This is a genomic window from Paenibacillus sp. FSL H8-0283 (genome assembly GCF_045040675.1).
Lineage (GTDB): Bacteria > Bacillota > Bacilli > Paenibacillales > Paenibacillaceae > Paenibacillus > Paenibacillus amylolyticus.
On record NZ_CP150295.1, the window covers coordinates 1632087 to 1654612 of the forward strand.

The 22526-nt window shown below is 47.2% G+C and carries 21 protein-coding genes and 5 tRNA genes; 17 read left to right on the forward strand and 9 right to left on the reverse strand.

The window, feature by feature from the left end:
- Positions 1-157 precede the first annotated feature (157 nt).
- On the reverse strand, positions 158-1651 hold the full coding sequence (locus MHI52_RS07220; protein ID WP_405158742.1) for a serine hydrolase: 1494 nt from the start codon (positions 1649-1651) through the stop codon (positions 158-160).
- Between the two features lie 248 nt (positions 1652-1899).
- Between MHI52_RS07220 and MHI52_RS07225 the strand changes: the two genes are divergently transcribed.
- The 6 genes from MHI52_RS07225 to MHI52_RS07250 all read left to right on the forward strand — a co-directional run bounded on the left by MHI52_RS07225 (position 1900) and on the right by MHI52_RS07250 (position 10497).
- Complete coding sequence (locus tag MHI52_RS07225) at positions 1900-3096, forward strand: outer membrane lipoprotein-sorting protein (protein WP_076319104.1); 1197 nt, start codon at positions 1900-1902, stop codon at positions 3094-3096.
- Between the two features lie 393 nt (positions 3097-3489).
- Entirely contained in the window at positions 3490-4677 is a 1188-nt protein-coding gene (gene alr / locus MHI52_RS07230) for an alanine racemase (RefSeq protein WP_339189111.1), read from the forward strand.
- Between the two features lie 260 nt (positions 4678-4937).
- On the forward strand, positions 4938-5219 hold the full coding sequence (locus MHI52_RS07235; protein WP_017690037.1) for a CopG family ribbon-helix-helix protein: 282 nt from the start codon (positions 4938-4940) through the stop codon (positions 5217-5219).
- A 3-nt stretch (positions 5220-5222) separates the two neighbouring features.
- Positions 5223-5573, forward strand: a complete 351-nt coding sequence (locus MHI52_RS07240; RefSeq protein WP_024630714.1) for a type II toxin-antitoxin system PemK/MazF family toxin — start codon at positions 5223-5225, stop codon at positions 5571-5573.
- Positions 5574-5808: 235 nt separating this feature from the next.
- Complete coding sequence (locus MHI52_RS07245) at positions 5809-7998, forward strand: alpha-galactosidase (protein ID WP_405158743.1); 2190 nt, start codon at positions 5809-5811, stop codon at positions 7996-7998.
- 276 nt (positions 7999-8274) lie between these two features.
- Positions 8275-10497 (forward strand): Tex family protein, encoded by a 2223-nt coding sequence (locus MHI52_RS07250; RefSeq protein WP_253506395.1) that lies wholly within the window; start codon positions 8275-8277, stop codon positions 10495-10497.
- Positions 10498-10677: 180 nt separating this feature from the next.
- Here MHI52_RS07250 and cmpA read toward each other — a convergent pair whose 3' ends face one another.
- A complete protein-coding gene (gene cmpA / locus MHI52_RS07255; RefSeq protein WP_017690033.1) occupies positions 10678-10821 on the reverse strand; it encodes a cortex morphogenetic protein CmpA in 144 nt (47 codons plus the stop codon).
- 182 nt (positions 10822-11003) lie between these two features.
- Entirely contained in the window at positions 11004-11360 is a 357-nt protein-coding gene (locus MHI52_RS07260) for a hypothetical protein (protein WP_047842018.1), read from the reverse strand.
- A 119-nt stretch (positions 11361-11479) separates the two neighbouring features.
- Here MHI52_RS07260 and MHI52_RS07265 point away from each other — a divergent pair, with 119 nt between their 5' ends.
- The 5 genes from MHI52_RS07265 to MHI52_RS07285 all read left to right on the forward strand — a co-directional run bounded on the left by MHI52_RS07265 (position 11480) and on the right by MHI52_RS07285 (position 14641).
- Positions 11480-11941, forward strand: coding sequence for a SprT family protein (locus MHI52_RS07265; RefSeq protein WP_405158744.1), 462 nt, complete (start codon positions 11480-11482; stop codon positions 11939-11941).
- 137 nt (positions 11942-12078) lie between these two features.
- On the forward strand, positions 12079-12786 hold the full coding sequence (locus MHI52_RS07270) for a response regulator transcription factor (protein WP_127551303.1): 708 nt from the start codon (positions 12079-12081) through the stop codon (positions 12784-12786).
- Positions 12764-14380, forward strand: a complete 1617-nt coding sequence (locus tag MHI52_RS07275; RefSeq protein WP_405158745.1) for a sensor histidine kinase — start codon at positions 12764-12766, stop codon at positions 14378-14380. Before MHI52_RS07270 ends, MHI52_RS07275 begins: the two co-directional genes overlap by 23 nt.
- A gap of 90 nt (positions 14381-14470) precedes the next feature.
- Positions 14471-14546 (forward strand) — tRNA-Asn (locus MHI52_RS07280).
- 6 nt (positions 14547-14552) lie between these two features.
- Positions 14553-14641, forward strand: a tRNA-Ser gene (locus MHI52_RS07285).
- A gap of 222 nt (positions 14642-14863) precedes the next feature.
- Here MHI52_RS07285 and MHI52_RS07290 read toward each other — a convergent pair.
- Positions 14864-15562, reverse strand: a complete 699-nt coding sequence (locus MHI52_RS07290; RefSeq protein WP_047842019.1) for a helix-turn-helix transcriptional regulator — start codon at positions 15560-15562, stop codon at positions 14864-14866.
- Between the two features lie 107 nt (positions 15563-15669).
- Here MHI52_RS07290 and MHI52_RS07295 point away from each other — a divergent pair, with 107 nt between their 5' ends.
- Both MHI52_RS07295 and MHI52_RS07300 read left to right on the forward strand, forming a co-directional pair.
- Positions 15670-16329 carry a flavin reductase family protein gene (locus tag MHI52_RS07295; RefSeq protein ID WP_282319060.1) on the forward strand — a complete coding sequence of 220 codons (660 nt, stop codon included), beginning with the start codon at positions 15670-15672 and terminating at the stop codon, positions 16327-16329.
- Between the two features lie 92 nt (positions 16330-16421).
- Entirely contained in the window at positions 16422-17093 is a 672-nt protein-coding gene (locus MHI52_RS07300; protein WP_017690026.1) for an MgtC/SapB family protein, read from the forward strand.
- A 64-nt stretch (positions 17094-17157) separates the two neighbouring features.
- On the opposite strand, the gene MHI52_RS07305 is transcribed toward MHI52_RS07300, so the two are convergent.
- On the reverse strand, positions 17158-18054 hold the full coding sequence (locus MHI52_RS07305) for a Cof-type HAD-IIB family hydrolase (protein WP_036610865.1): 897 nt from the start codon (positions 18052-18054) through the stop codon (positions 17158-17160).
- 4 nt (positions 18055-18058) lie between these two features.
- On the reverse strand, positions 18059-18835 hold the full coding sequence (locus MHI52_RS07310) for a DeoR/GlpR family DNA-binding transcription regulator (protein ID WP_017690024.1): 777 nt from the start codon (positions 18833-18835) through the stop codon (positions 18059-18061).
- A 306-nt stretch (positions 18836-19141) separates the two neighbouring features.
- Between MHI52_RS07310 and MHI52_RS07315 the strand changes: the two genes are divergently transcribed.
- The 4 genes from MHI52_RS07315 to MHI52_RS07330 all read left to right on the forward strand — a co-directional run bounded on the left by MHI52_RS07315 (position 19142) and on the right by MHI52_RS07330 (position 20090).
- Positions 19142-19213 (forward strand) — tRNA-Glu (locus MHI52_RS07315).
- Between the two features lie 106 nt (positions 19214-19319).
- Positions 19320-19395: transfer RNA gene (locus tag MHI52_RS07320), tRNA-Lys, on the forward strand.
- Between the two features lie 17 nt (positions 19396-19412).
- Positions 19413-19495, forward strand: a tRNA-Leu gene (locus MHI52_RS07325).
- A gap of 169 nt (positions 19496-19664) precedes the next feature.
- Positions 19665-20090 carry a helix-turn-helix domain-containing protein gene (locus tag MHI52_RS07330; RefSeq protein ID WP_036610863.1) on the forward strand — a complete coding sequence of 142 codons (426 nt, stop codon included), beginning with the start codon at positions 19665-19667 and terminating at the stop codon, positions 20088-20090.
- A gap of 108 nt (positions 20091-20198) precedes the next feature.
- Here the strand turns inward: MHI52_RS07330 and MHI52_RS07335 are convergent, their stop codons facing one another.
- From MHI52_RS07335 to MHI52_RS07345, 3 genes are read right to left on the reverse strand one after another with little or no spacing between them, the layout of a single operon-like run.
- Positions 20199-21158: an urease accessory protein UreD gene (locus MHI52_RS07335; RefSeq protein ID WP_405158746.1), complete on the reverse strand. Its 960-nt coding sequence runs from the start codon at positions 21156-21158 to the stop codon at positions 20199-20201.
- On the reverse strand, positions 21076-21795 hold the full coding sequence (ureG, locus tag MHI52_RS07340) for an urease accessory protein UreG (protein ID WP_017690021.1): 720 nt from the start codon (positions 21793-21795) through the stop codon (positions 21076-21078). Before ureG ends, MHI52_RS07335 begins: the two co-directional genes overlap by 83 nt.
- A gap of 33 nt (positions 21796-21828) precedes the next feature.
- Positions 21829-22524: an urease accessory protein UreF gene (locus tag MHI52_RS07345; protein WP_084650082.1), complete on the reverse strand. Its 696-nt coding sequence runs from the start codon at positions 22522-22524 to the stop codon at positions 21829-21831.
- Positions 22525-22526: the final 2 nt, after the last annotated feature.

The following is a 22526-nucleotide window of genomic DNA, read 5'->3' on the forward strand; positions in this document are numbered from 1 at the left end:
CCTGAGGAAGCAGAGCGTTCGCCTTTATCCCCGGATTTTCACTTTATGAAAAGAAATCAAAAAAATCTGGGGATAACAGCGATCAGAAGGTTGTTCTGTCATCGGAGTGACCAGTGTAAATATATTCATTAGTTCAATTTATATAGTTTCAGATCATTTACGAAACCCTGATGAATTCAATAGGCTTTGTACCCGGTTCAAGCAACAAAGGAATGGAGATGGATTGAGCAACTTCTGAAGATTCATTTAGGGTAAACGTATACGTGATCTTCAGACCGAATAACACAAATTCGACGGAAAACGTATCTTTCCCGGTGTATTCCATGGGCATTTCAATGGCGTTAAAGGTTGCTTGCAACCCGTCCGTTGTCTCTTGAATCGACATCTCGCCATAACCAGGATGCGTGTAAATACCCGCATAAGCGGTGTAAGGGCGATCACAAGGTATGATGTGAGGTTCTTCAATATTTTCCTCAACGGCAGTGTCTGCTTGAATAGGCACTTCCAGAGGATTCTCCGGATTAGACTCCGTTTCTGTTGATTCTTTCCCCATTAATTTTCTCAATTTGAAACTCCAATTGACGGGCTCTAATCCAAGCAGTCGGTCCATGATATGAAAAGCAACCGTATAGGGAATTATACTTCCGTTGGTATTACTCAGAACCACGATTCCAATCTGCTCCTCTGGCAAAAAGGCAACTTGTGATGCAAAGCCATCAATAGCCCCACCATGATGAATCATGGCATGTCCACGATAAGGCTCAATCATCCAACCCAGACCATATGTACTCATAGGCAGTTCTTGGCTTATGAACGGGGAATCACTGGGCATCTGAGGACTATGCATAATCTTCATCTGTTCCTTAGATATCAATGACGTTCCTTTCCATTGACCTTGATGCAACTGGAATTGAAGCCATGCAATCATATCGACTAGATTGCTGTTAATGGAACCAGCAGGTCCTATGGCATCAATGGCTCGAAAAGGTATTCTCGTATTCTGACTATCCTTCTCCATATAAGGGTAAGCATAGTCAGGCTGAAGTTGCATTTTTTCAACAGAGAACAGACTTGAGTTCATACCCAGCGGATTAAATAGAGTCTTCTGAACCATCTGCTCCCACGAAGTTTCATTGAGCTGTCCAACCAGATAACCTGCCGTCATGTACATCAGGTTCTGATACTGCCATTTGTTTCGGAAATCCTGATTTGGCTCCAGATACTGTAATGTTCGAACAAGTTCTTCTCTTGTATGCGGGGAGTTATACCATACCAACTCATGCCTTGGAAGACCGGAACGATGACACAGCATGTCGCGAATAGTTATACGTTCTGTTGCGATCGGATCAAACATCTTGAAGTCTTTCATATACGACTTCACAGGAGTATCCCAGTCCAGTATCCCCTGATCCACAAGCAGAGCAGCAGTTGCTGCGGTAAAGGCTTTGGTACTTGAACCGATGGCAAACAACGTATTAGGGGTAACTTCAAGTTTGGACTCCAGGTCACGATAACCGTAGCCTTTTTGCCAGACGACTTCATCCTTATGGACCACCGCCACCGCTGTGCCGACACCATTCCATAATTGAAGCTGCTCGTCGATGAATTCATCCAGTCCTTCCAGTGATGTGCGAAGCTTTGTTGTCGTCATACCTTTTCCTCCTAATATTCAATAAAAAGAATAATCTCCTACAATTCACTATGCCTTTTCTGGATAAAGTTAACATCCTCCCTGAGACTGATTTTGCGTAGCAATGCCGTATTAACGGACTTCACCGATTGCTTGTCAAACTAGTCCGCATATATCGAACAAGTCCCTCATAACATGTACTAATCAAGTAGGGGTTCTGCTGCAAGCACAATCCTGAAGTGAAAACATGTGCTAAAGGGGATGATGTCATGCGCCGAATATCATGGATGCTTGCCATGGTATTGGTCTTATCGGCCTTACTTGCCGCCTGCGGGAAGAAGGATGCGGCAGCTGTGGTCAAAGATCTGAACGAAGTCGTAGGAGAGATGGAAAGTTACCAGGGGGCAGGCGTGATGACGCTGCATACCGGAGATACGCCGCAGCAGTACAAGGTCGAGGTATGGCATCAGAAGCCTTCCTATTATCGTATTGCGTTAACGAATGCAAAAAAGGATGTAACACAGATTGTACTGCGTAACGATGAAGGCGTGTTTGTTTTGACACCGAGCCAGAACAAAAGCTTCCGTTTTCAGAGCAATTGGCCAGATAATCAAGGACAGGTATATCTCTATGAAACATTGATTCGGAGCATTACGGGGGATACAACCCGTCAGTTTGCGGATGAGAAGGAGAGCTATGTTTTTGATGTAGCTGCCAATTATAATACACATGCACTCGTCAGACAGAAGATCTGGCTGAACAAAAGTGATTACGCACCGAAACAGGTTGAGGTATCCGACTCCAATGCCAATGTGGTCGTGGATGTGAAGTTTGATTCCTTCAAATTTGGTGCTGCATTTGAGAAAGACGCCTTTGACATGCAACGTAACATGACAGCAGCTACAAAAGAGGGCGGCCAAACAGGAACGGATTCTGGTGTAACTCCTGCGGAGCAAACAGGTGAGGGCGGTAAAGAACCTGCCAATCCTCAGACTGCGCCTGAACCTGATGGAGCCGTTACTGATGGACAGTCGGGTGTAGGTGGTGACACAGAGCAGCAAGGTACAGAAGGTGCTGCAACAGGTCAGGAAGGCGAAGAGCCGACACTTGCAGAACCGGAAGGGGCAGACAGCTTCGGCGTGATTCAGCCGACCTATGCGCCGGAAGGCGTGCAGCTCAAGGACGATCAGATTCTGGAAGAAGCGGGAGACTATTCGGTTATGCTTCGTTATGAAGGAACATATAATTACACGATATTCGAAGCCAGACCACAGGATCGAGCTGTATCACTTGCTCCATCCAGTGTAGTAGATCTTGGATTCACACTGGGGATGATCAGCGGAGATGCATTGAAGACTCTGACATGGATGACAGATGGCATAGAATATCGGATCACCAGTGCCGACCTGCCTCAGAACGAAATGGTACGCATTGCAACATCGATGCAGGAAGAGTCAGGCAAATGATTTTTGAACAAATGAACGAATAGTAGCATAAACATAAGGAATGCTAAGAAGCATCGGAGACCTGTTCTCCGGTGCTTTGCTTTGATGTAAGAAAGGTATTCATTTAGCGCTGTTTTTCTTACCCGATACACTCAATAAAGCAAAATGCGCTTCTACGCAGAGGGAACCGGGTAAATAATCGATATAAGCAGATTTTGCTTGGGTGAAAGTGGGATTTTGCCCTGCTAATCTCGCTTATCGGTCTTCTTCTGTGTTCGCATTTGTTCTTCAAAAGGCGCACCTTACATCTGTTTTTGGATGCGAAACTTCGGTTCATTTGACAGTCACATGCTGGAGCATTACGATGGAGTCTGACGTGAGCCGGATTAAGATGATTAGAGAAGGTGACTTAACGTGCAAGGACAATATCGGCCGACCCAAGCGGAGATCAATTTGGATCATTTGTGTACTAACGTAGAAGCTTTCCGCGAGGCATTGCCTCAGGGCATGAAATTCCTCGCCTGTGTGAAGGCCAATGCCTATGGACACGGAGCGGTGGAGACGGCTAGGGAACTGGAACGAGTGGGTGTGGATTACTTAAGTGTGGCTTTTCTTGACGAAGCTCTGGAACTGCGACAACATGGGATTACGATTCCAATCCTGGTACTGGGATATACGCCGCCTGAAGGAATCGCTGTTGCATGGCAACATGATGTGACCGTCACACTGTTCAGCAGGGAAGTGCTTGACGCCATTCGACATCTGGATGCGAGCACATTCGCTAACCAACTGAAGGTTCATATTAAAATCGACAGCGGCATGGGCCGATTAGGTCTGTTGCCTGGCGATGAGGCATTGGCTTTCATTCAGGAAGTAGCTTCGCTCAATCAGGTGATGCTGGAAGGCATGTTTACCCATTTTGCCAGAGCAGATGAAGAAGACAAAACCTATACACTGGAGCAGTATAGACGGTTCCAAAGCGTGATTCATGCGCTCAGGGATCAGGGATGTTCCATCCCGATTATACATACGGCGAACAGCGCCGCTGCCATTGATACACCGGAATTGTCCTATGACATGGTACGTGTGGGAATAAGCCTGTACGGGCTGTATCCTTCGGCTGAGGTGAATCATCAGGTGGTGAAGCTGTCCCCGGTATTGACGCTGAAGACAAAAGCGGTTCTGGTCAAAACACTGCCACCCCATTGGGGGATCAGTTACGGAACCCGTTATTTTACGCAAGGTTACGAACGAATAGCGACCCTGCCGATCGGATATGCAGACGGATTCTCCAGAATGCTGACAGGTAAAGCAGAAGTGCTTGTACGCGGACGCCGCGTCCCTGTCGTCGGTACAATCTGCATGGATCAGTGTATGGTGTCGTTACAATCTTTCGCGGAAGAGGCGGAAGAAATTCAAGTCGGCGAAGAGGTTGTCCTCATCGGTCATCAGTCTGGTGGCGTAATAACCGCAGACGAGGTGGCATCTCAGCTCGGTACGATTGCTTATGAAGTGATCTGCATGATGGCGCACCGCATTCCGCGGGTATATACCCGCGGGGGAGCAGTAGTCGCCAGAATCAATCCACTTTTGACATCCTGACAGGTAAACTGGACGTCATTCCCAATAAACTTTTTTTCAGAACAGAAGGAAAACTGTCGGAGCATCTCGAATTATGTATGACGGTAAGGATTTAATTCCTGAATTGAGATGTTTGGTCTGTACGAATATTGTTCCCCGTGTTTATAATGGAGTACAGCATACTTGATATACTCGGGGCATATATATTCCTTTGTATAAAAGTTCTGGAAAAACGTAATACTGGTTCACAATGGCGAAAGGTTTGTGGGGGTGGAAGAAAGGTGGCCAACTTGCAGAACACCAAGCGGATCATGATCAGTTTACCTGATTATCTTTTGCAGGAAGTGGATGGCATCGTAGCGCTGGAGAATTCCAACCGCAGCGAATTGATTAGGCAGGCTATGAAGCTGTATTTAACGGAGCGTAAGAAACGTTACATCCGTGAAACGATGCAGCGAGGGTACATGGAGATGGCAAAAATTAATCTGACCATGGCATCCGAAGCCTTTCATGCGGAGGAAGATGCGGACAGCACTCTGGACCGCTTAGTTAGCGGGGTGTAGACATTGATCGTAAAACGTGGTGACGTTTTTTTTGCGGATCTTTCTCCCGTTGTCGGTTCCGAGCAAGGTGGAGTCAGGCCGGTTCTGGTGATCCAGAATGATATCGGCAACCGGTTCAGTCCAACTTGTATTGTGGCGGCTATCACCGCCCAAATCCAGAAGGCAAAGCTGCCAACGCATGTTGAAATTGATGCGGCGGCACACGGCTTTGACCGGGACTCGGTTATTTTGCTCGAACAAATACGGACGATTGATAAACAGAGGCTGACTGACAAGATTACCCATCTGGACGAGGAGACCATGAAATTGGTCAACGAAGCCTTACAGATCAGCCTTGGTTTAATCGATTTTTAAGGCAGCAACCAGCGTCTTGTACGTTGCACTGCCGTCCGTTGGCAATGGATGTTCCCGTAAGGGAACACACTGAATTCAGACTGTAACCAAAAGAGCGTATGACATCCTTCGGGCTGTTATGCGCTCTTTTGATTAAAGCTTGATGAAAGCGTAGAACATTGGCGATCTTTTCGCTATAATGAAACCTGAGAAACCGTTTACCCGAAAGACCTATATATAGAGGTGGAGGAGACATATGAGCATTTACATCAATCAAGAGAAACTTCAATTTCATTTACAGACCCGCGAGGCCAGTTACGTATTTCAGGTACTGCCTTCAGGATATTTGGTGCATTTGTATTATGGCAAAAAATTACGCGACACCGATCTGAGCTGGTTGCATGTACGGACAGAACGAGCATCTTTCAGTCCGAACCCGGTACCAGAGGACCGTACGATTTCATTTGATACATTGGCAGTGGAACTACCCGTGTATGGCACAAGTGATTTCCGTAATCCGGCTATCCAACTGGAACTTGAGAATGGCTCGACGGTTTCGGAGTTTACGTATACAGGCCATCGATTGGTCAAAGGAAAGACAGCGCTTACCGGACTGCCAGCAACGTATGTTGAATCCGATGAAGAAGCAGAGACGCTGGTTATTGAGTTGGAAGACCGCGTTGCGGGTATCAAAATCGAGCTTTCCTATACAGCCTTTACGGCATTTAATGCGATTACACGCTCCATGCGTATCGTTAATGAGAGCGCTACCTCAGTGAATGTGGCGCGTGCGCTCAGTTCTTCTGTTGATTTCCCGCACGCGGATTATGAATTGTTGCAATTGTCAGGTGCATGGACACGGGAACGTGATATCGTTCGCAGACCGCTTGCGTCAGGCCTGCAAGGGATTGAGAGCCGTCGCGGTTCAAGCAGTCACCAGCAGAATCCATTTATTGCGCTGATGACACCAGGCACGGATGAAGACCAAGGTGAAGTTTACGGATTCAGTCTCGTCTATAGTGGCAGCTTCACCGCACAGGCTGAAGTGGATCAGTTCCACACCACCCGTGTGTCACTCGGAATCAATCCGTTCGAGTTCAGCTGGAAGCTGGAGCCGCAAGAAGCGTTCCAGACACCTGAGACGGTTATGGTGTACTCGGCTGCAGGTTTGGACGGCATGTCACAGTCCTACCACGAATTGTATCGGGAGCGTCTGGCACGCGGAAAATTCCGCAATGCGGAACGTCCGGTTCTGGTCAATAACTGGGAAGCAACCTACTTTGGATTCAATGCAGACAAGATTGAGCAGATCGCTCGCGCCGGACAGAAGCTGGGTATTGAGTTGTTTGTCTTGGATGATGGCTGGTTTGGACATCGGGACAGCGACAACTCCTCGCTGGGCGACTGGATTGTAGATAAGAACAAATTGCCACAGGGATTGGATGATCTGGCTAACCGCGTAACAGGTCTGGATATGCAGTTCGGATTGTGGTTTGAGCCTGAGATGATCTCACCAGACAGTGAGCTGTACCGAGCGCATCCGGACTGGTGTCTGCATGTGCCTGATCGTCGCCGCACAGAAGGACGTCAGCAACTGGTACTCGACTTCTCTCGTCAGGATGTACGTGATGAGATTGTGCGCATGTTAACAGACGTACTTGGTTCTGCACCAATCACTTATGTGAAATGGGACATGAACCGCAATATGACGGAAGTGGGTTCTGCATTGCTTCCGGCAGATAGACAGCGTGAGACTGCGCATCGTTACATGTTGGGGTTGTATGACGTCATGGAACGAATCACTTCGGCGTTCCCGAACATTCTGTTCGAAAGCTGTTCAGGTGGTGGTGGCCGCTTCGATCCAGGTATGCTGTATTACATGCCACAGACGTGGACAAGTGATAACACGGATGCTATATCCCGCCTGCGGATTCAATACGGTACGAGTCTTGTATACCCGGTAAGTTCGATGGGATCGCATATCTCAGCGGTACCGAATCATCAGGTCAACCGGATCACTTCTCTTGAGATTCGGGGACATGTTGCGATGTCGGGCAACTTCGGGTACGAGCTGGACCTGACAAAATTCACGGAGGAAGAGAACGAGATCGTGAAAGCACAGGTAGAGCTGTACAAAGAGATCCGTGGAACGGTTCAATATGGAACATTCCGTCGCTTGCTCAGTCCGTTTGAAGGCAATGAGACAGCGTGGATGTTTATTGCACCGGACGGAAGCGAAGCCGTTGTATTCTACTTCCGCGTGCTCTCTGAGCCCAATGCGCCACTTCAGCGCCTGAAGCTGAAAGGATTGGACCCTAATGCGGATTACCGTCTGAAAGGCGGCTCGGAGACCTTTACCGGCGATGCCCTCATGTATGGCGGTATTTCGGTAGGCAGCACATCCGGAGACTATCTGAGCGAAATGTTCCGGTTCGAGCGCGTCTAGATTGCTATTTTATTTAAAGTTTTAAAAAAAGGAAGGACCGAGGAGCGTCGTGATGACGATTTTCGGTCTTTTTTTGACGTAATGGGGAAGGCTGGAGGATGACATCATTCTGTCAGAACTTGTATGCTTGCGGATTGATGGAAATCTGGACGTGATTCTGTGATAATATAGGGTAGAGTGGAAGAAACAAATGGTTCAACTATACTGTAATTACAGCAGCAAAGCTGCCCTGAAATGATTGTAACGAACGATTCAGGAAGGAAAGAGGGATTTATTTTGTCTGAACAGGAAACGGTTCTGGAACCCAATGAAGAAACAATAAAGGCAGAACGCCATGAACGAATCATCAAACAGGTAGCCAAGGAACTGTCACTGTCCTTGAAGCAGGTCCGCACAACGTCGGAGCTTCTGGACGAAGGCAATACGATTCCATTTATCGCCCGCTACCGTAAAGAAATGACTGGAGAGCTGGATGAGAACCAGCTGCGATCGATTGAAGAACGCATTGTTTATCTGCGCAATCTTGAGGATCGCAAATTGGAAGTCATCCGTATTATAGAGGAACAGGGCAAACTGACCGGAGAACTGAAGCAATCCATTACGCAAGCTGTGAAGCTGCAGGAAGTGGAAGACTTGTATCGACCTTACCGTCAGAAGCGGAAAACGCGTGCCAGTGTGGCCAAGGAAAAAGGTCTTGAGCCCCTTGCTGTATGGATCTGGGGTCAACCGAAACAAGGAGATGCACTCCAGGAAGCTGCGAAATATATCAATGCTGAACTGGGTGTAGAAGATGCGGAGTCGGCGCTTCAGGGAGCCAAAGACATTCTCGCGGAGAATATCGCAGACGATGCTGCCATTCGTGCCTGGATTCGTCGGTACACCTTGGATCACGGGATGCTGACTTCGGAAGCGAAGGATGCTCAAGAGGAGTCCGTGTACGAGAATTATTATGATTACCGCGAATTAGCCAAAAAGATGCCTCCACACCGTATTCTCGCAATTAATCGCGGTGAACGTGAGAGTATTCTGAAAGTCGGCCTGGACGTACAGGCAGAACCGGCACATCGCCATATGGAAGGGCAGATCATTCGCGGTGCTTCTGCCGTGCAGGATATCCTGCGTGATGTGATTGAAGATGCATACAAGCGGCTGATTGCGCCTTCCATCGAGCGCGAAGTTCGGGGAGAGCTCACGGAAAAAGGTGAAAATCAGGCCATATCGGTATTCTCGGCCAATCTGCGTAACCTGTTGCTTCAACCGCCGATTCACGGCAAACGTGTGTTGGGTGTCGATCCAGCCTATCGTACCGGTTGTAAACTGGCTGTAGTAGATGATACGGGCAAACTGCTGGAAGTGGCTGTGACCTACCCAACGCCACCACACAACAAGAAACGTGAAGCTGCGGAAGTATTCCATCGGATGATCAAGCAATATGATATCGGATTGATCGTCATTGGTAATGGTACCGGATCACGTGAGACGGAGCAATTTGTTGCCGAGATCATTCAGGAGAACGGTGATGAAAGTCTTGTGTATCTGATTGTTAACGAAGCAGGCGCGAGTGTATATTCTGCATCCAAGCTGGCCCAGGAAGAATTCCCTGATCTGGATGTTGCGGAGCGCAGTGCAGCTTCCATTGCTCGCCGGGTACAAGACCCGCTGGCGGAGTTGGTTAAGATTGATCCAAAAGCCATTGGCGTGGGTCAATATCAGCATGACGTATCCCAGAAGATTCTCGAAGAAAGCCTGAAGGCTGTCGTGGAATCCGCAGTTAACCATGTGGGTGTGGATGTGAATACAGCATCACCTTCGTTGCTGTCATATGTTGCCGGAGTTAACGCTACGATTGCCAAAAACATTGTGAAGTACCGTGAAGAAAATGGCCGGTTTACGAACCGCCGTCAGCTTCAGAAGGTGCCACGTCTGGGTGCCAAAACCTATGAGCAGTGCGTAGGATTTATGCGTATTGGTGAGGGAGAGAACCCGCTGGACCGTACACCTATTCACCCTGAGTCTTACAAGGTAGTGGATCAGCTGTTCAAGGAGCTTCAGGTTGCACTGGACAAGCTGGGCAGCAAGGAACTGTCGGTATTACTGTCAGAGCAACAGCCAGAACAATTGGCTGTGAAACTGGACGTAGGTGTGCCTACATTGCGTGACATTCTGGACAGCTTGCAGCGTCCGGGGCGTGACCCGCGTGAAGAAATGCCGTTGCCAATCTTCCGTACAGATGTATTGAAAATTGAGGATCTGGTGGAAGGCATGGAGCTGCAAGGTACGGTTCGGAACGTTATTGATTTTGGTGCCTTTGTTGATATTGGGATCAAGAGTGATGGGCTTGTCCATATTTCACAGCTCAGCAACGGGTATGTTAAACATCCGATGGACGTTGTGTCTGTCGGGGATAATGTAACGGTCTGGGTTATGAGTGTGGATACCAAAAAAGGCCGTGTCGGCCTGACGATGAAGAAGCCTGCTTCTGCGCAACAGTCTTCTTAAATAGTAGGATTGGAGAACAGCCTTCCCTAACCAGGAAGGCTGTTTGTTGTCGACAGTAATAGTCCCGTTATCCGTTCTAATTCCTCTAGTAAGTACGGTGGGCAATATGTGCATTTTCTTAAAGTGCGTGTTCAAAAGGCCATCCTTCGTAATCCAATGCAGACTTTTATGAACTACCTCTTAAAGTTCGTTCTCCGCGCTGCGTGGTGTGCCATTTGCTGGTTTGTTACGATAAAAGAACCAGCATTCGTTCAGCAACTTGATTTGCCGGCTGTCCTTTTTGTGAAATGCACGCATCAGTTGATTGCAAAGCCATTGAGGCAAGGGTATCTCCTCCTCTTGCATAATTCATCTGTACGTTAGCATATGTGGCAATAGCCTGGACTGTGCGGGATAAGTGGAGGCCTCCGGCAAATCAATCTTGTTCACTCAAAAAAAAGCACAAATCCCAATTCAGGGAGATGTGCTTTTTGTTCTCATCATTATAAAATGATAACTGTGGTGAATTAGAGAGCTTCCATCTCTTCTTCATACCATTGTTCCAATTGGGCCTGAAGAGCTCGGATTTCGGTAAGCAGAGAAATCAAGGGATAATGGCTTTCACGTAATACTGCAAAAGATTCTTCAAGCGCATTGATATAATCAAGGCCACCGATGATAGTAAGATTTTCGTTTAGGAGATCGAGGCTGTCACATTCGGCGATCGCCCAAGGCAGGACAGGGACATCTGCTGCAGTGAGTTTATCAATTTCCTTGTGCAGGCGCAGGTTGAGCGCACTGAGTTGATAGGCGTAATCTGCGGGCATTTCCACGAACTGCAAGTGTTGTTCCTGCTGCAGGATGACATAGCGCATTGTAGGCATAACGAGTAATAATCTCCCCTCATACATTCTACTTGACAGTGTAGCCTACGAAACGGTTAAAATTCAAGTATTATACCGGAAAAACAAATGCTCCGAGGGGGTGCAAGGAGAGGATATCGATGGAAAATGAGGAATTGCAACAATGGATTGAACAGGTATCACTGGATCATTTCGGAGTGCCGTTCACCCATGAAGCGTTGTTTAACAGTCGCCTGACCACGACGGGTGGGCGTTATATGCTTAAAAGTCACCGGATTGAGATCAATCCGCATCAACTCGAAGCCTATGGGCGAGATGAGGTTGAGAAAATCATCAAGCATGAGCTGTGTCACTATCATCTGCATATTCGTGGGCGCGGCTATCAGCATCGTGACCCGGAATTCAAGGCTTTATTGCAGAAGGTAGGCGGTTCGCGTTACTGCCAATCACTTCCTGACGGCAAAGGCAGAAAGCCGTTGCCATATCGTTATAAGCTGGTGTGCAAGAGCTGTAGTACGGAATATTTGCGCAAGCGGAAAATAGATCCGAAGCGTTACCGTTGTGGCCGTTGCGCGGGAAAACTGGGGCTTCACGACATATAGTAATTTTGTTTTGGAGTATAGAGCGGATGGATCTTAAGAAATTTGTAAATCTTTTGTTGGATTTCCTGTCATTTATCTGATGTAAACTGTTCATCAGTCCACATAATCCAGTTTAAATGAAAAGGAGGAGTGACCCTTTGAAGGCCCACAGTGTATTGGTTGTTGATGATGATCCCGATATCAGCAATGCGATCGAAATTTTTTTGCGTAGTGAAGGAATCGGGGTCTACAAGGCGTCGAATGGGGAAGAGGCATTGCAAAAGCTCCAGGCTCATTCTGTTCAGCTCATTATTATGGATATTATGATGCCTGGATTGGATGGACTGCAGACGACACTGGAAATTCGTGAAACCTCTAATGTGCCAATTATAATGTTGTCTGCCAGAACAGAGGATTATGATAAAATCGTAGGTTTGAACATCGGTGCGGATGATTACATAGCCAAGCCATTTAATCCATTGGAACTTATGGCAAGGGTAAAGTCCCAGTTACGACGCTTCACCGGCCTGGGTGCGCAGATACATCAAAGTTCCGAAGATGCAGAACAGGAGATTCAGGTTCGTGGCCTGGTATATAACAAACAGAAGAAAACAATGACCTTGGAAGGAGAAGATGTTAGGCTGACGCCAACCGAATTTCACATACTTAGGCTTTTTATGGAGAATAAGGGCCGGATCTTTGCTATTGATGAAATCTATGAACGTGTATGGAAAGAGCCTGCCTTTCAACCGGAAAATACAGTCGCTGTTCACATCCGCAGAATCCGTGAGAAGATTGAATTTAATCCCAGAGAACCCAAATATATAAAGGTGGTGTGGGGTATTGGTTACAAACTGGAAGAATAATATGCTGGCTTACGGAGTTCGGATAGCAGCGATGATTTGTTTTACACTGGTGTTTATGAAGCTTGCTTCATTGAGATATGAGATTCGATTCATTTATAAAGATTGGAATGTATCTGGTGTTATACCTTTGATCCTGCTCTTTGTCATTGGTACGGCGTTACTTGTGACTGCAAATCGTATTCCTTTGCCTGAGAATAGCAAATATCGGAAGGTGACAATCTGGTGGAGTGAAAAACTTTCCTTGGATGCACATTTTATTACCTTATGTATAGGGTCCTTTCTACTGTTAAAAGTACTAAACGGGGTGACTTCAGATTATGGGATAACTCCTTACTTTTTCACTCGTCGATGGATAAATGATATTTTTGTTTATTTTATAGGCATGTTCATCGCTGGTCTCGGAGTGTGGTTTGTTGGTGTGCATGTAAGGGGGGCTGTCCGGTATATCGGGAATATGTCCAGCCATAGGCCAATACGAAACGAGATATGGGTATGGAAATGGTACAGTTTGGTGAAAAAGATTTTGGAGCAAGGCGAGCCGACTGACAAAAAAAGAATTCAGCGTTTAATCTTATTATGTATGGTGCAATGTCTTATGCAATTAGCGGTTATTTCTCTCGCGTCCATTAAGTCTTCAATGGTCATTCCATTTGTGTTTTTGACAGTTCTGATTAGTGTTTTCTTGGTATATAGTATGTTTCAACTGATTCATGTGGCGCAGCAACTTACGCAAGCGGCTAAGGAAATGGGAGAAGGCCGGTTCAATGTGCAGTTCCCAGAGCATGTAACAGGCATAATGCAACCATTGGTGACACAGATGAGCGGAATGAGACAAGGGCTCCAGAATGCAATGAAAGAACAGGTTACGAGCCAGCGTATGAAATCCGAGTTGATCGCTAACGTTTCTCATGATCTGAAAACACCTGTAACCTCTTTGGTTAGTTATATCGATCTGCTTAAGCGCGATGAGGGCACAGAGGAGGAGAAGGCTGGATACATTCAAGTTCTGGAGCGGAAAACGCAGCGTCTGTGTTTGTTGGTGGAGGACTTATTTGAAGCAGCGAAAATGGCGAGCGGAGATGTGGAACTTCATTTAAAACAGATAGACATGGGGGAGTTACTTCGACAGGCTGTAGCAGAATATAGTGATTCGTTCGAGCAGGCAGAGTTACAGATAAGGATTCGAGAGGAGACTGAGCCTGTATACGCAATGGTGGACGGCAGCCGGATGTGGCGTGTTATGGAGAATATGTTGGGAAACGTTTTGAAATATGGTCTGCCCCAATCCAGGGTCTATATTGAACTGATCGAACAAGGAAATCAACTGGAGTTTACGATCAAAAATGTATCCGCATACGAGATGGAGTTCTCATCGGATGAGATTTTTGAACGTTTTAAGCGTGGGGACCGTTCCCGTTCAACGGAGGGTTCAGGTCTAGGCTTGTCCATCGCCAGAAGCATTGTTGAATTGCATGAAGGTTCTATGGGAATACAAGTGGATGGAGACGTATTCAAAGTAAGTGTTTGCCTTCCACGAGCAGACAGGGACATGATCCAAAATACTACCCAACTGGCGATGATCTCTTCCTTCTGAGAGGAAGAAAGCAATACAATTAGGAAATCTTGACAGGTCTGTTGACTTGGATTATTAATCATGATAGATTAATCTTATTCAAGTTAATTTTCCCTGATAGCTCAGTTGGTAGAGCACTCGACTGTTAATCGAGTTGTCACAGGTTCGAGCCCTGTTCGGGGAGCCATTTCTTGGAGAGATACCCAAGTGGCTATAAGGGGACCCTCTGCTAAGGGGTTAGACTGCGTAAGCGGTGCGAGGGTTCGAATCCCTCTCTCTCCGTTCTGAATTAAACTTCTCTGCAAAGGGATGAGAAACCTAAAGGTTCGTCGGAGCATAAGCTTCGTTAGCAATACTTCGCAGTCTCGAACGAAGTGAGAGTTCTCCTCTTTCTCCGTTCTAATTGCACAAAGAATCCTCTTCACATTAGACCGGTTAACGGTCAGTGTGAAGGGGATTTTTTGCGTTTACTGATCTTTGCTTATCCCTGGTGTACGCCTCAGCCTAAAGTGAAATGCTCAACATCTCGTATAAACCTTTCTTGCCTGCTTCCGTTACTTCGACAGAGCGACTTCCTGTTTTTTGACGAATCCAGTCCAGTTCCGCTAACCGATGTCTGAGTTGTTCCCCAAGCATACCAGAGAGATGATGACGGCGTTCGCTCCAATCCAGACATTTGCGAGCGATGGCACGGCGTGATCCCGGCTTCATCTGAAGTTCAATTCCGAACGTAGTGAACCACTGTATTCCTTTCTCTGTAACTTGATAATCCTTGCTGTGTGCCTCTTCGGGGTCTGAAAGATACCCCTTTTGTACTAAGGCTTCACAGAGCGAGATTCCCAATTTCCCGGCCAGATGACCATAACAGGTCCGTGCATGACTCAGTTGTTGAAGCTGATCGGATTGTTTGAGAGAGCGGATCTGTACAGGCGGAGCAATACTGGCCATGCTTTCAATCAGATTAGCAATTTCTTTGTTTGCAAGACGGTAGTATCGGTGGCGTCCTTGTTGTTCAACTTCGAGTAATCCTCCCTCTACGAGTTTAGCTAGATGGCTGCTTGCCGTCTGGGGAGTGACACTTGCCATATGAGCAAGCTCACCTGCGGGCAACGCACGGCCATCCAGTAAGGATGACAGAAAAATAGCGCGGCTTGGATCAGCGATTAACGACGCAATAACAGTAATATTCGGATATACATTCATACTTCGATCATACCTGAACTATTACTGTATTACAATCGAGTTGTATCGTCCCATATGGGTCAGATTGAGCTTATAAAGCATTGGAATGGGAACAGGAGAGGTACAGGATGAAAAAGATAACGAAACAGGACTTCGCTACAGAGCAGTTGTCCGCGAGTCCAGAAGTGATTCAACATGAGACGATTAATCCCAGTATTTTATATTATGGTACGCCTGTAGTGCTGCTAAGCACATTAAATGAGGATGGATCAACCAACCTGTCACCATTATCCTCGTCTTGGGCACTGGGGGATTGTCTGGTTCTCGGTCTAGGGACACACGGCAAATCCTATGAAAATCTGAGTCGACACCCGGAGTGTGTAATTAATCTGCCGGATGCGACCATGTGGAAACAGGTTGAGGCATTGGGTCGTTATACGGGAGTCACCCCGGTTCCTGAGGAGAAAAGGAAGATGGGCTATGAATATTGTCATGATAAATTCACTGTAGCTGGACTGACATCTGAATGCTCGGTTCAGGTGGCTCCAGATAAAATAGTTGAATGTCCGCTCCAGATTGAAGCGGCTGTACAACACATACGTATTCCCGAACATACACCGTTCATGGCGATTGTTGAAGTGAAAGCGTTGAAGGTGCACGCGCACACCAGACTAATATCTGGACCGAACAAAATTAATCCGGAGGAATGGCATCCGCTGATATATAATTTCAGACATTATTTCGGATTGGGCAAGAGACAAGGGGAAAATTTCCGGGCAGAGAATTGACTGAGTAGAAGTTCTTTATTAGTCATGTAAAGATTGGGTAATAGTAAAGATAGACTCATGTAAGCATATACATAATGAAAGAGGTGATGTGCATGGAAGTGGAATATTTGATGCGTGTACTCATAGCTGGAATATGTGGTGTGCTAATCGGATATGAGCGCAAGAATCGAATGAAAGAAGCGGGAATCCGTACTCATTTTGTGGTCGCCGTTGGTGCTGCCCTGATGATGATTGTATCGAAATACGGATTCCAGGATCAGGCTGGCTGGGACAATCTGTCCCTTGACCCTTCAAGGATCGCTGCACAAGTTGTTAGTGGTGTAGGGTTCATTGGAGCAGGGATGATCTTCACACAGCGTCACACGGTCAGGGGATTGACCACAGCGGCTGGCATATGGGCTACGGCAGGCATGGGACTTGCTGTGGGTTCAGGTCTGTATTGGACGGGGGCGGGCGTGACACTGCTTATTGTCGTGGCACAGATGTTACTGCATAGACCTACACGCTGGCTGGTATCCGCTCGAACAGAGACGTTAACCATCCATCTGCAAAATGAGGGAGAGGCCCTGAAGACTGTTTTGGCACTGCTGGGACAGGAGAAGATCTCGGTCATCGGATTTAAGACTGAACAGCAAACAAGCACAGACTCCGTGGAAGAGACTGTGCTTGAGTTCACGTTGCAACTACCGGGTTCATACCGGGGCGAGCAACTGATTATTTTGTTACAGGACGTGCCTCACGTTCGATCTGCGGAGTTAAAATGAAGAGAACCTGCATGGATCAACAGGTGATCATGCAGGTTCAGTACTTAATTCAGTATGGGTCCAATTACTGACCTTCTCCGACAATCGTTTCTGGGCGGGATACCGGTTTACCCTCGAGCAGGCATTCGATGGCATGGGCAACACCGTGTTCCACATTGGTCAGCGTTATGGCTTTGGCTAATGCCTGGATTTCGGGTTCGCCATTACCCATGGCGATGCCGAGTCCAGCCATTTTTAACATGGAGACATCGTTGAAGTTATCGCCAATAGCTACTGTATCCTCCATGGATATGTTCAAGTGAGCCGCCAGTTTGGTGAGGGCATTACCTTTGGATACGTCCGGGTGCTGCATTTCGAAGTTATGCTCAAAGGATACAACCATTGCGACATCGGATCGGGAAGCGAAGTATTCTCGTCCTGTCTTTACTTTGTCCGGATTCATGGAGAAGGCCATAATATTATAGATGTAGGCTTCTGCCGGAATTTCGAGATGGCTGTTTACGCGGTGGTAGTCTTTTTTGTCATAGTGTTTCTTGATGGAGCGAATCATGCGTGCAATGTCCTCACCAGGGTTCGAACCAAGAACACGTTCCATCTCGGCGAGCAAGGTCTCATGACTGCTTCGCGGGGCATAGATGCCTTGTTGCGTTGAAGCCTCATAATAGACATCATGATCTTCCAGCCACTGCATGACGGAAGCTGCTGTGTCACGCTCGAGCGGAAGATGGAATAAACGTTCACCGTCAGCATCATGAATTGTCGCTCCGTTGGAGCCGATAATCGGGGTTTTGATTCCACCTTCGCGGCTGATGGTCACAACATCGGAATAGACACGTCCTGTTGCGATGGTAACTTTCATACCGGATTGCTGGGCCTTTTGGATGGCTGCGGCATTCTCCGGGCTAATCTGGCTATCTATGTTCAACAAAGTTCCATCTAAATCTGTGGCAAATAATTTCATATATTTACAACTCCTTATCATCTGTTGGTTCAGGAATGAGAATCTCAACCTGTTGTTCGGCTAGAAAAACAAGCCATTCTTTGGTTGGCCATTGATCCGTAATCAATACATCCACCAACGACCAGTCGGCAAAACGATAACCATAACGTCTATCAAACTTGGATTGATCTGCAAGAACAACAACTTTCTTGGCAGCTTTCATCATTTGGTGTTTAATTTTCCCTTCCTCTTCGGAAGCACTGAAGCCATCCATGGTGATACCGCCAATTCCGATAAAGGCTTTATCTACATAATAGTGGGAGAGGGTCTCGATAACAGAGGTACCGTAGACATAACGTTGTTCCTTATCTACTTTGCCTCCGAGCAAACGAATCTGGACAGCAGTGTGATTGGAGAGAAGATCAGCGGAATGAATCGAATTGGTAATGACGGTACAGGATTTGCCGTTTAAGTTCTCGGCACAGGCCTGCACAGTCGTGGAAGAGTCCAGAATAATGATCTCGCCTTGCCTTACAATGGCCGCAGCGAGTTTGCCGATGGCCCTCTTTTCCTCAGATACATCGAGTAAACGGTCTTTGTAGGATCTGAATTCTTGCGGAGGAGGGGGGAGAATCGCGCCGCCACGTGTTCGGATAATGGCATCCTGTTCCTCAAGCTTAATCAGATCCCTGCGTGCAGTATCCCGTGATACATCAAACAAGGCGACAATATCATCGGCTGAGATGCGATTGTGTTTGCGTAGATGTTCAACAATGAGCTGCATTCGTTCTTCTTGAAACAAACATGTCACCTCCGAGTATATGGATGACCGTACTTATACTGATACTTTAATTATAAGTATTCTTAATGTGATTTGCAATATTATAAGTGAACGTAAGTTTTTATAAGTGTTTTGATAGATGGTTTACATTGTTCCTGCACGGGGATGACATTGGCATGAACGGGAGGTGGCTAATAACGGGGCTCTGAAGAAGAGTATGCAATGGGCAAAAAGGCTTGAAAAATAAATTTTAAAAAAAGTATTGCAAGTTCAAATTGTCCTGTGGTATACTCATTCTTGTCGCCAAGAAAGACAACTTGTTATTAAGGCCCGTTGGTCAAGGGGTTAAGACACCTCCCTTTCACGGAGGTAACAGGGGTTCGAATCCCCTACGGGTCATATCTTCACCACCTCATGAGATCTACATTTTCGATGAGTAATCCTCAAAGTCATTGCTCTTATAGACAAAAATGAAGCATGGCACATCCGGTGAAGTTTACAGCAAGAGCCATTAGCTCAGTTGGTAGAGCACCTGACTTTTAATCAGGGTGTCGAAGGTTCGAGCCCTTCATGGCTCACCATTTTTACAATTGAATATGCGGTCGTGGTGGAATGGCAGACACGCTATCTTGAGGGGGTAGTGGGTGTATACCCGTGGAGGTTCGAGTCCTCTCGACCGCATCACAGCAACAACATAAGATAGACTTCTATGATCATTCATGGGAGTCTATCTTTGTGTTATACGATATATCTCATCCTATTCCAGGCATATAAAGGCTGAGCATTCAGGAATAATGTGGTATAATTCAAGCAGATGAGTTGATTATTACGGTTGGAAGGCGGTTCTTGTATGCAGTCGATCTATGAGCGAATTGAACACCTGATTGCCGAACGAGGAATGACCAAGAAGGCTTTCTGCCAACAGCTGAAGATTAGCACAGGCAATCTGGGTGATTGGAAACGTGGCAAGTCTATTCCGAGTACGAATAAATTAATTGAGATTGCTTCGTTTTTTGATGTGAGCCTTGACTGGCTCATGATTGGACGTCCATCGAAGGAAGCGATGGTTCGGGAAAAACGGGAGGATTATTTTTTTGACGTTTTGCGGCAATTGAATTGCCAAGAAAGTGAATTATCGACTGTGGAACAGTCTTTTATCAGCGAATATATTGAGTTCACCCGTTACCGTAAATCCAAGGAAAGTAAGGATGCTGGCGACTATCGCTATAAACCTGAGAACAAATCAGAGAACGATTCTGAGGAAAACGAAGCGTAAGTGATATGAACAGCATCCATAGACTGAATGTACAAAAACCTCTGGACTAATCCGAACACACTCGGAGACAGTTCAGAGGTTTTTTGGTGTTAACTATGCTTGATGCCCTTATTTACGAAAGACAAGAGTTTCTTTGCCCAGCAGATGTGGGCGGAGTGTGTTCCAGATCTGAAGACACTGCTCCTGAAGTTCCCAAGCTGCCATGCCAAGGAGTCGAACGCCGATGCCTCCGGTTGCCAGCAAACTTGCACCTGCGAGCATTCGCCCATCTGGTGGCAGCGCAGATCTGACTTGCTCCAACTCCGCAGTACCAAGACCTGGGGCAATCATCCATAACGTAGCGGTATGTGTGTAGTGAAGGAGAGACGCTGAGTGTTTGGGATCATCGGTATCCGGTTCGAGTCCGAATCGATCCCAGACAGCCAGTTGTTCACCTTGCCATATCTCCGTCAAGCTGCGGTAACGCTCGAATTGGAACGCTTCTCCCCGATGAATCCGTCCTGCAGACCAGATATCTGCATAGGCCAGGATTGCCTGTTCTTCCAGCTCAAAGGTTACAGTGAGCGAAGAAGAACTTCCCTTGAAAGGGATGACGCATTCAGGGAAGTATTCCAGCGTGGCCCCTTTTCCCAACCGAAAGTGATGATTAACGGATGAGGGAATGGAAGGTGTAGGATGGAGTCTGGTAGCAGATGTGCTACTCAGCATGACATGGGTGCCTTCACCTAATTCCCACTCGGAATAATAATGATCCCCGTTAAGGACTCCGGGCGAGACGTCTGACGTGTACACACATAATTCGGTTCCGCCTCCGGGAGGTCGAAAGGATCGGCTAAACCGGAGTGGTGCGCTGTAATAACGATCAGTCATGACAGTCCGGTCGCCTTGAAAGGCAAAGGTGGCCCGAAGCTCGCTGCGGCGTGTGACGGGTGCACCTGCACTTTCATTCCTAGTTATCTCTGTTCCCGTGGGGACAGAAGATGAATTAATGCGAGTGAGTGCCATGTTCATGGCTGTGTGAATGCAGATGTGCAGCGGAAGCATCGTCATCCATGTATTGATGTTCAAGCCAGTGGACAATCTCGGATACACCTTCACCGCTCATTAGATTAGACATGACATAAGGTCGGCCTTCGCGTACCCGTTCGGTATCATTTTTCATAACTTCCAGGCTTGCACCAACGTAAGGGGCGAGGTCGGTTTTGTTGATTAACAGCAGATCTGAACGCGTTATGCCGGGACCGCCTTTGCGGGGGAGTTTCTCTCCTTGAGCAACGTCGATAATGTAGATGAACACATCAGCCAGTTCCGGACTGAATGCAGCGGAGAGATTGTCGCCGCCGCTCTCGATGAAGATCAGTTGCAGATCCGGGAAGCGTTCGATCAACTCGTCAACCGCTTCGAAATTCATGGAGGCATCCTCACGAATAGCCGTGTGCGGGCATCCGCCTGTCTCGACGCCAATAATACGCTCTGGTGCCAGTGCGTTCTGACGCAGCAAAATCTCGGCATCTTCCTTGGTATAAATGTCATTGGTGATGACAGCAAGACTATAACGTGTACGCAGTGCCTTGGATAGCTTCTCCACAAGGGCTGTTTTACCTGAACCTACCGGTCCACCAATTCCAATTCGCATCGGACGACTCCGATCAAATGCCTTACGTTCCCACTCCGGATGATGCGTATGATTAGCTCCTCCACACATAACAATTCCTCCTATGTTAGATAAAAGTTGTAGTTAAGACATAAACAGCCGCGCGGGTAAGGTCTCATGCCGCATGGCGTAGATTTCCTGGGCGATTCCGAAGCTGTGCATATCTTCGGGGTCATTGTCTCGAATGAGAGCCCATTCCGCTTCGATATTATCAAGCAGTTTCTGAATCAACATCTGCGCTTCGGTTTGTCCGATGGGCAACAGGCGAAGTGCGCTGTTCACATAAGCGTTCACCGAGGTATACAGATGCCCGGTAACGGCTTCATCCAATTCAATCTCCAATTGATAGTTGATATAACCGTGAATGGTCGTGATGCCACAATACGCACCGTATTCCCGTATGGCCTCATCAATCAGGGAAAAGTCCATCCATGGATAGAGTGAACGGGCCAGCTTGAGCAGTCTCTTTCCCATCTTGTGGCCGCTCTCCCTGAGTTCCCGTGGAGAGCGCTGGGCGTGCACGCGTTTGTCATACAGGGCAAGTAGAGCGGCATCTTGCTGTTTTATCGCTTGATAGACGCCTTTGATGGCAAGACCATCTAGTCGTACAAGACTGGAATGAAGCTGGCTGCGAATAAACTGTTCAAGCTGCGCGGTATTTTGCACGGTGCCATCATGCGTGTAAGCTTCCAGACCGAAGGAATGGGAGAAACCACCGATGGGCAGGGCCGAATCCAGCAGCTGAACATAACGGAGTAGCTTCGTGCCACTGTTCATCATGA

Bases quoted from the DNA above. Each gene is read 5' to 3' on its own strand.
- MHI52_RS07220 (WP_405158742.1), bottom strand. From the start codon at position 1,651: ATGACGACAACAAAGCTTCGCACATCACTGGAAGGACTGGATGAATTC.
- MHI52_RS07225 (WP_076319104.1), top strand. From the start codon at position 1,900: ATGCGCCGAATATCATGGATGCTTGCCATGGTATTGGTCTTATCGGCC.
- MHI52_RS07245 (WP_405158743.1), top strand. From the start codon at position 5,809: ATGAGCATTTACATCAATCAAGAGAAACTTCAATTTCATTTACAGACC.
- MHI52_RS07260 (WP_047842018.1), bottom strand. From the start codon at position 11,360: ATGCCTACAATGCGCTATGTCATCCTGCAGCAGGAACAACACTTGCAG.
- MHI52_RS07265 (WP_405158744.1), top strand. From the start codon at position 11,480: ATGGAAAATGAGGAATTGCAACAATGGATTGAACAGGTATCACTGGAT.
- MHI52_RS07290 (WP_047842019.1), bottom strand. From the start codon at position 15,562: ATGAATGTATATCCGAATATTACTGTTATTGCGTCGTTAATCGCTGAT.
- MHI52_RS07295 (WP_282319060.1), top strand. From the start codon at position 15,670: ATGAAAAAGATAACGAAACAGGACTTCGCTACAGAGCAGTTGTCCGCG.
- MHI52_RS07300 (WP_017690026.1), top strand. From the start codon at position 16,422: ATGGAAGTGGAATATTTGATGCGTGTACTCATAGCTGGAATATGTGGT.
- MHI52_RS07305 (WP_036610865.1), bottom strand. From the start codon at position 18,054: ATGAAATTATTTGCCACAGATTTAGATGGAACTTTGTTGAACATAGAT.
- MHI52_RS07330 (WP_036610863.1), top strand. From the start codon at position 19,665: ATGCAGTCGATCTATGAGCGAATTGAACACCTGATTGCCGAACGAGGA.
- ureG (WP_017690021.1), bottom strand. From the start codon at position 21,795: ATGTGTGGAGGAGCTAATCATACGCATCATCCGGAGTGGGAACGTAAG.
- MHI52_RS07345 (WP_084650082.1), bottom strand. From the start codon at position 22,524: ATGATGAACAGTGGCACGAAGCTACTCCGTTATGTTCAGCTGCTGGAT.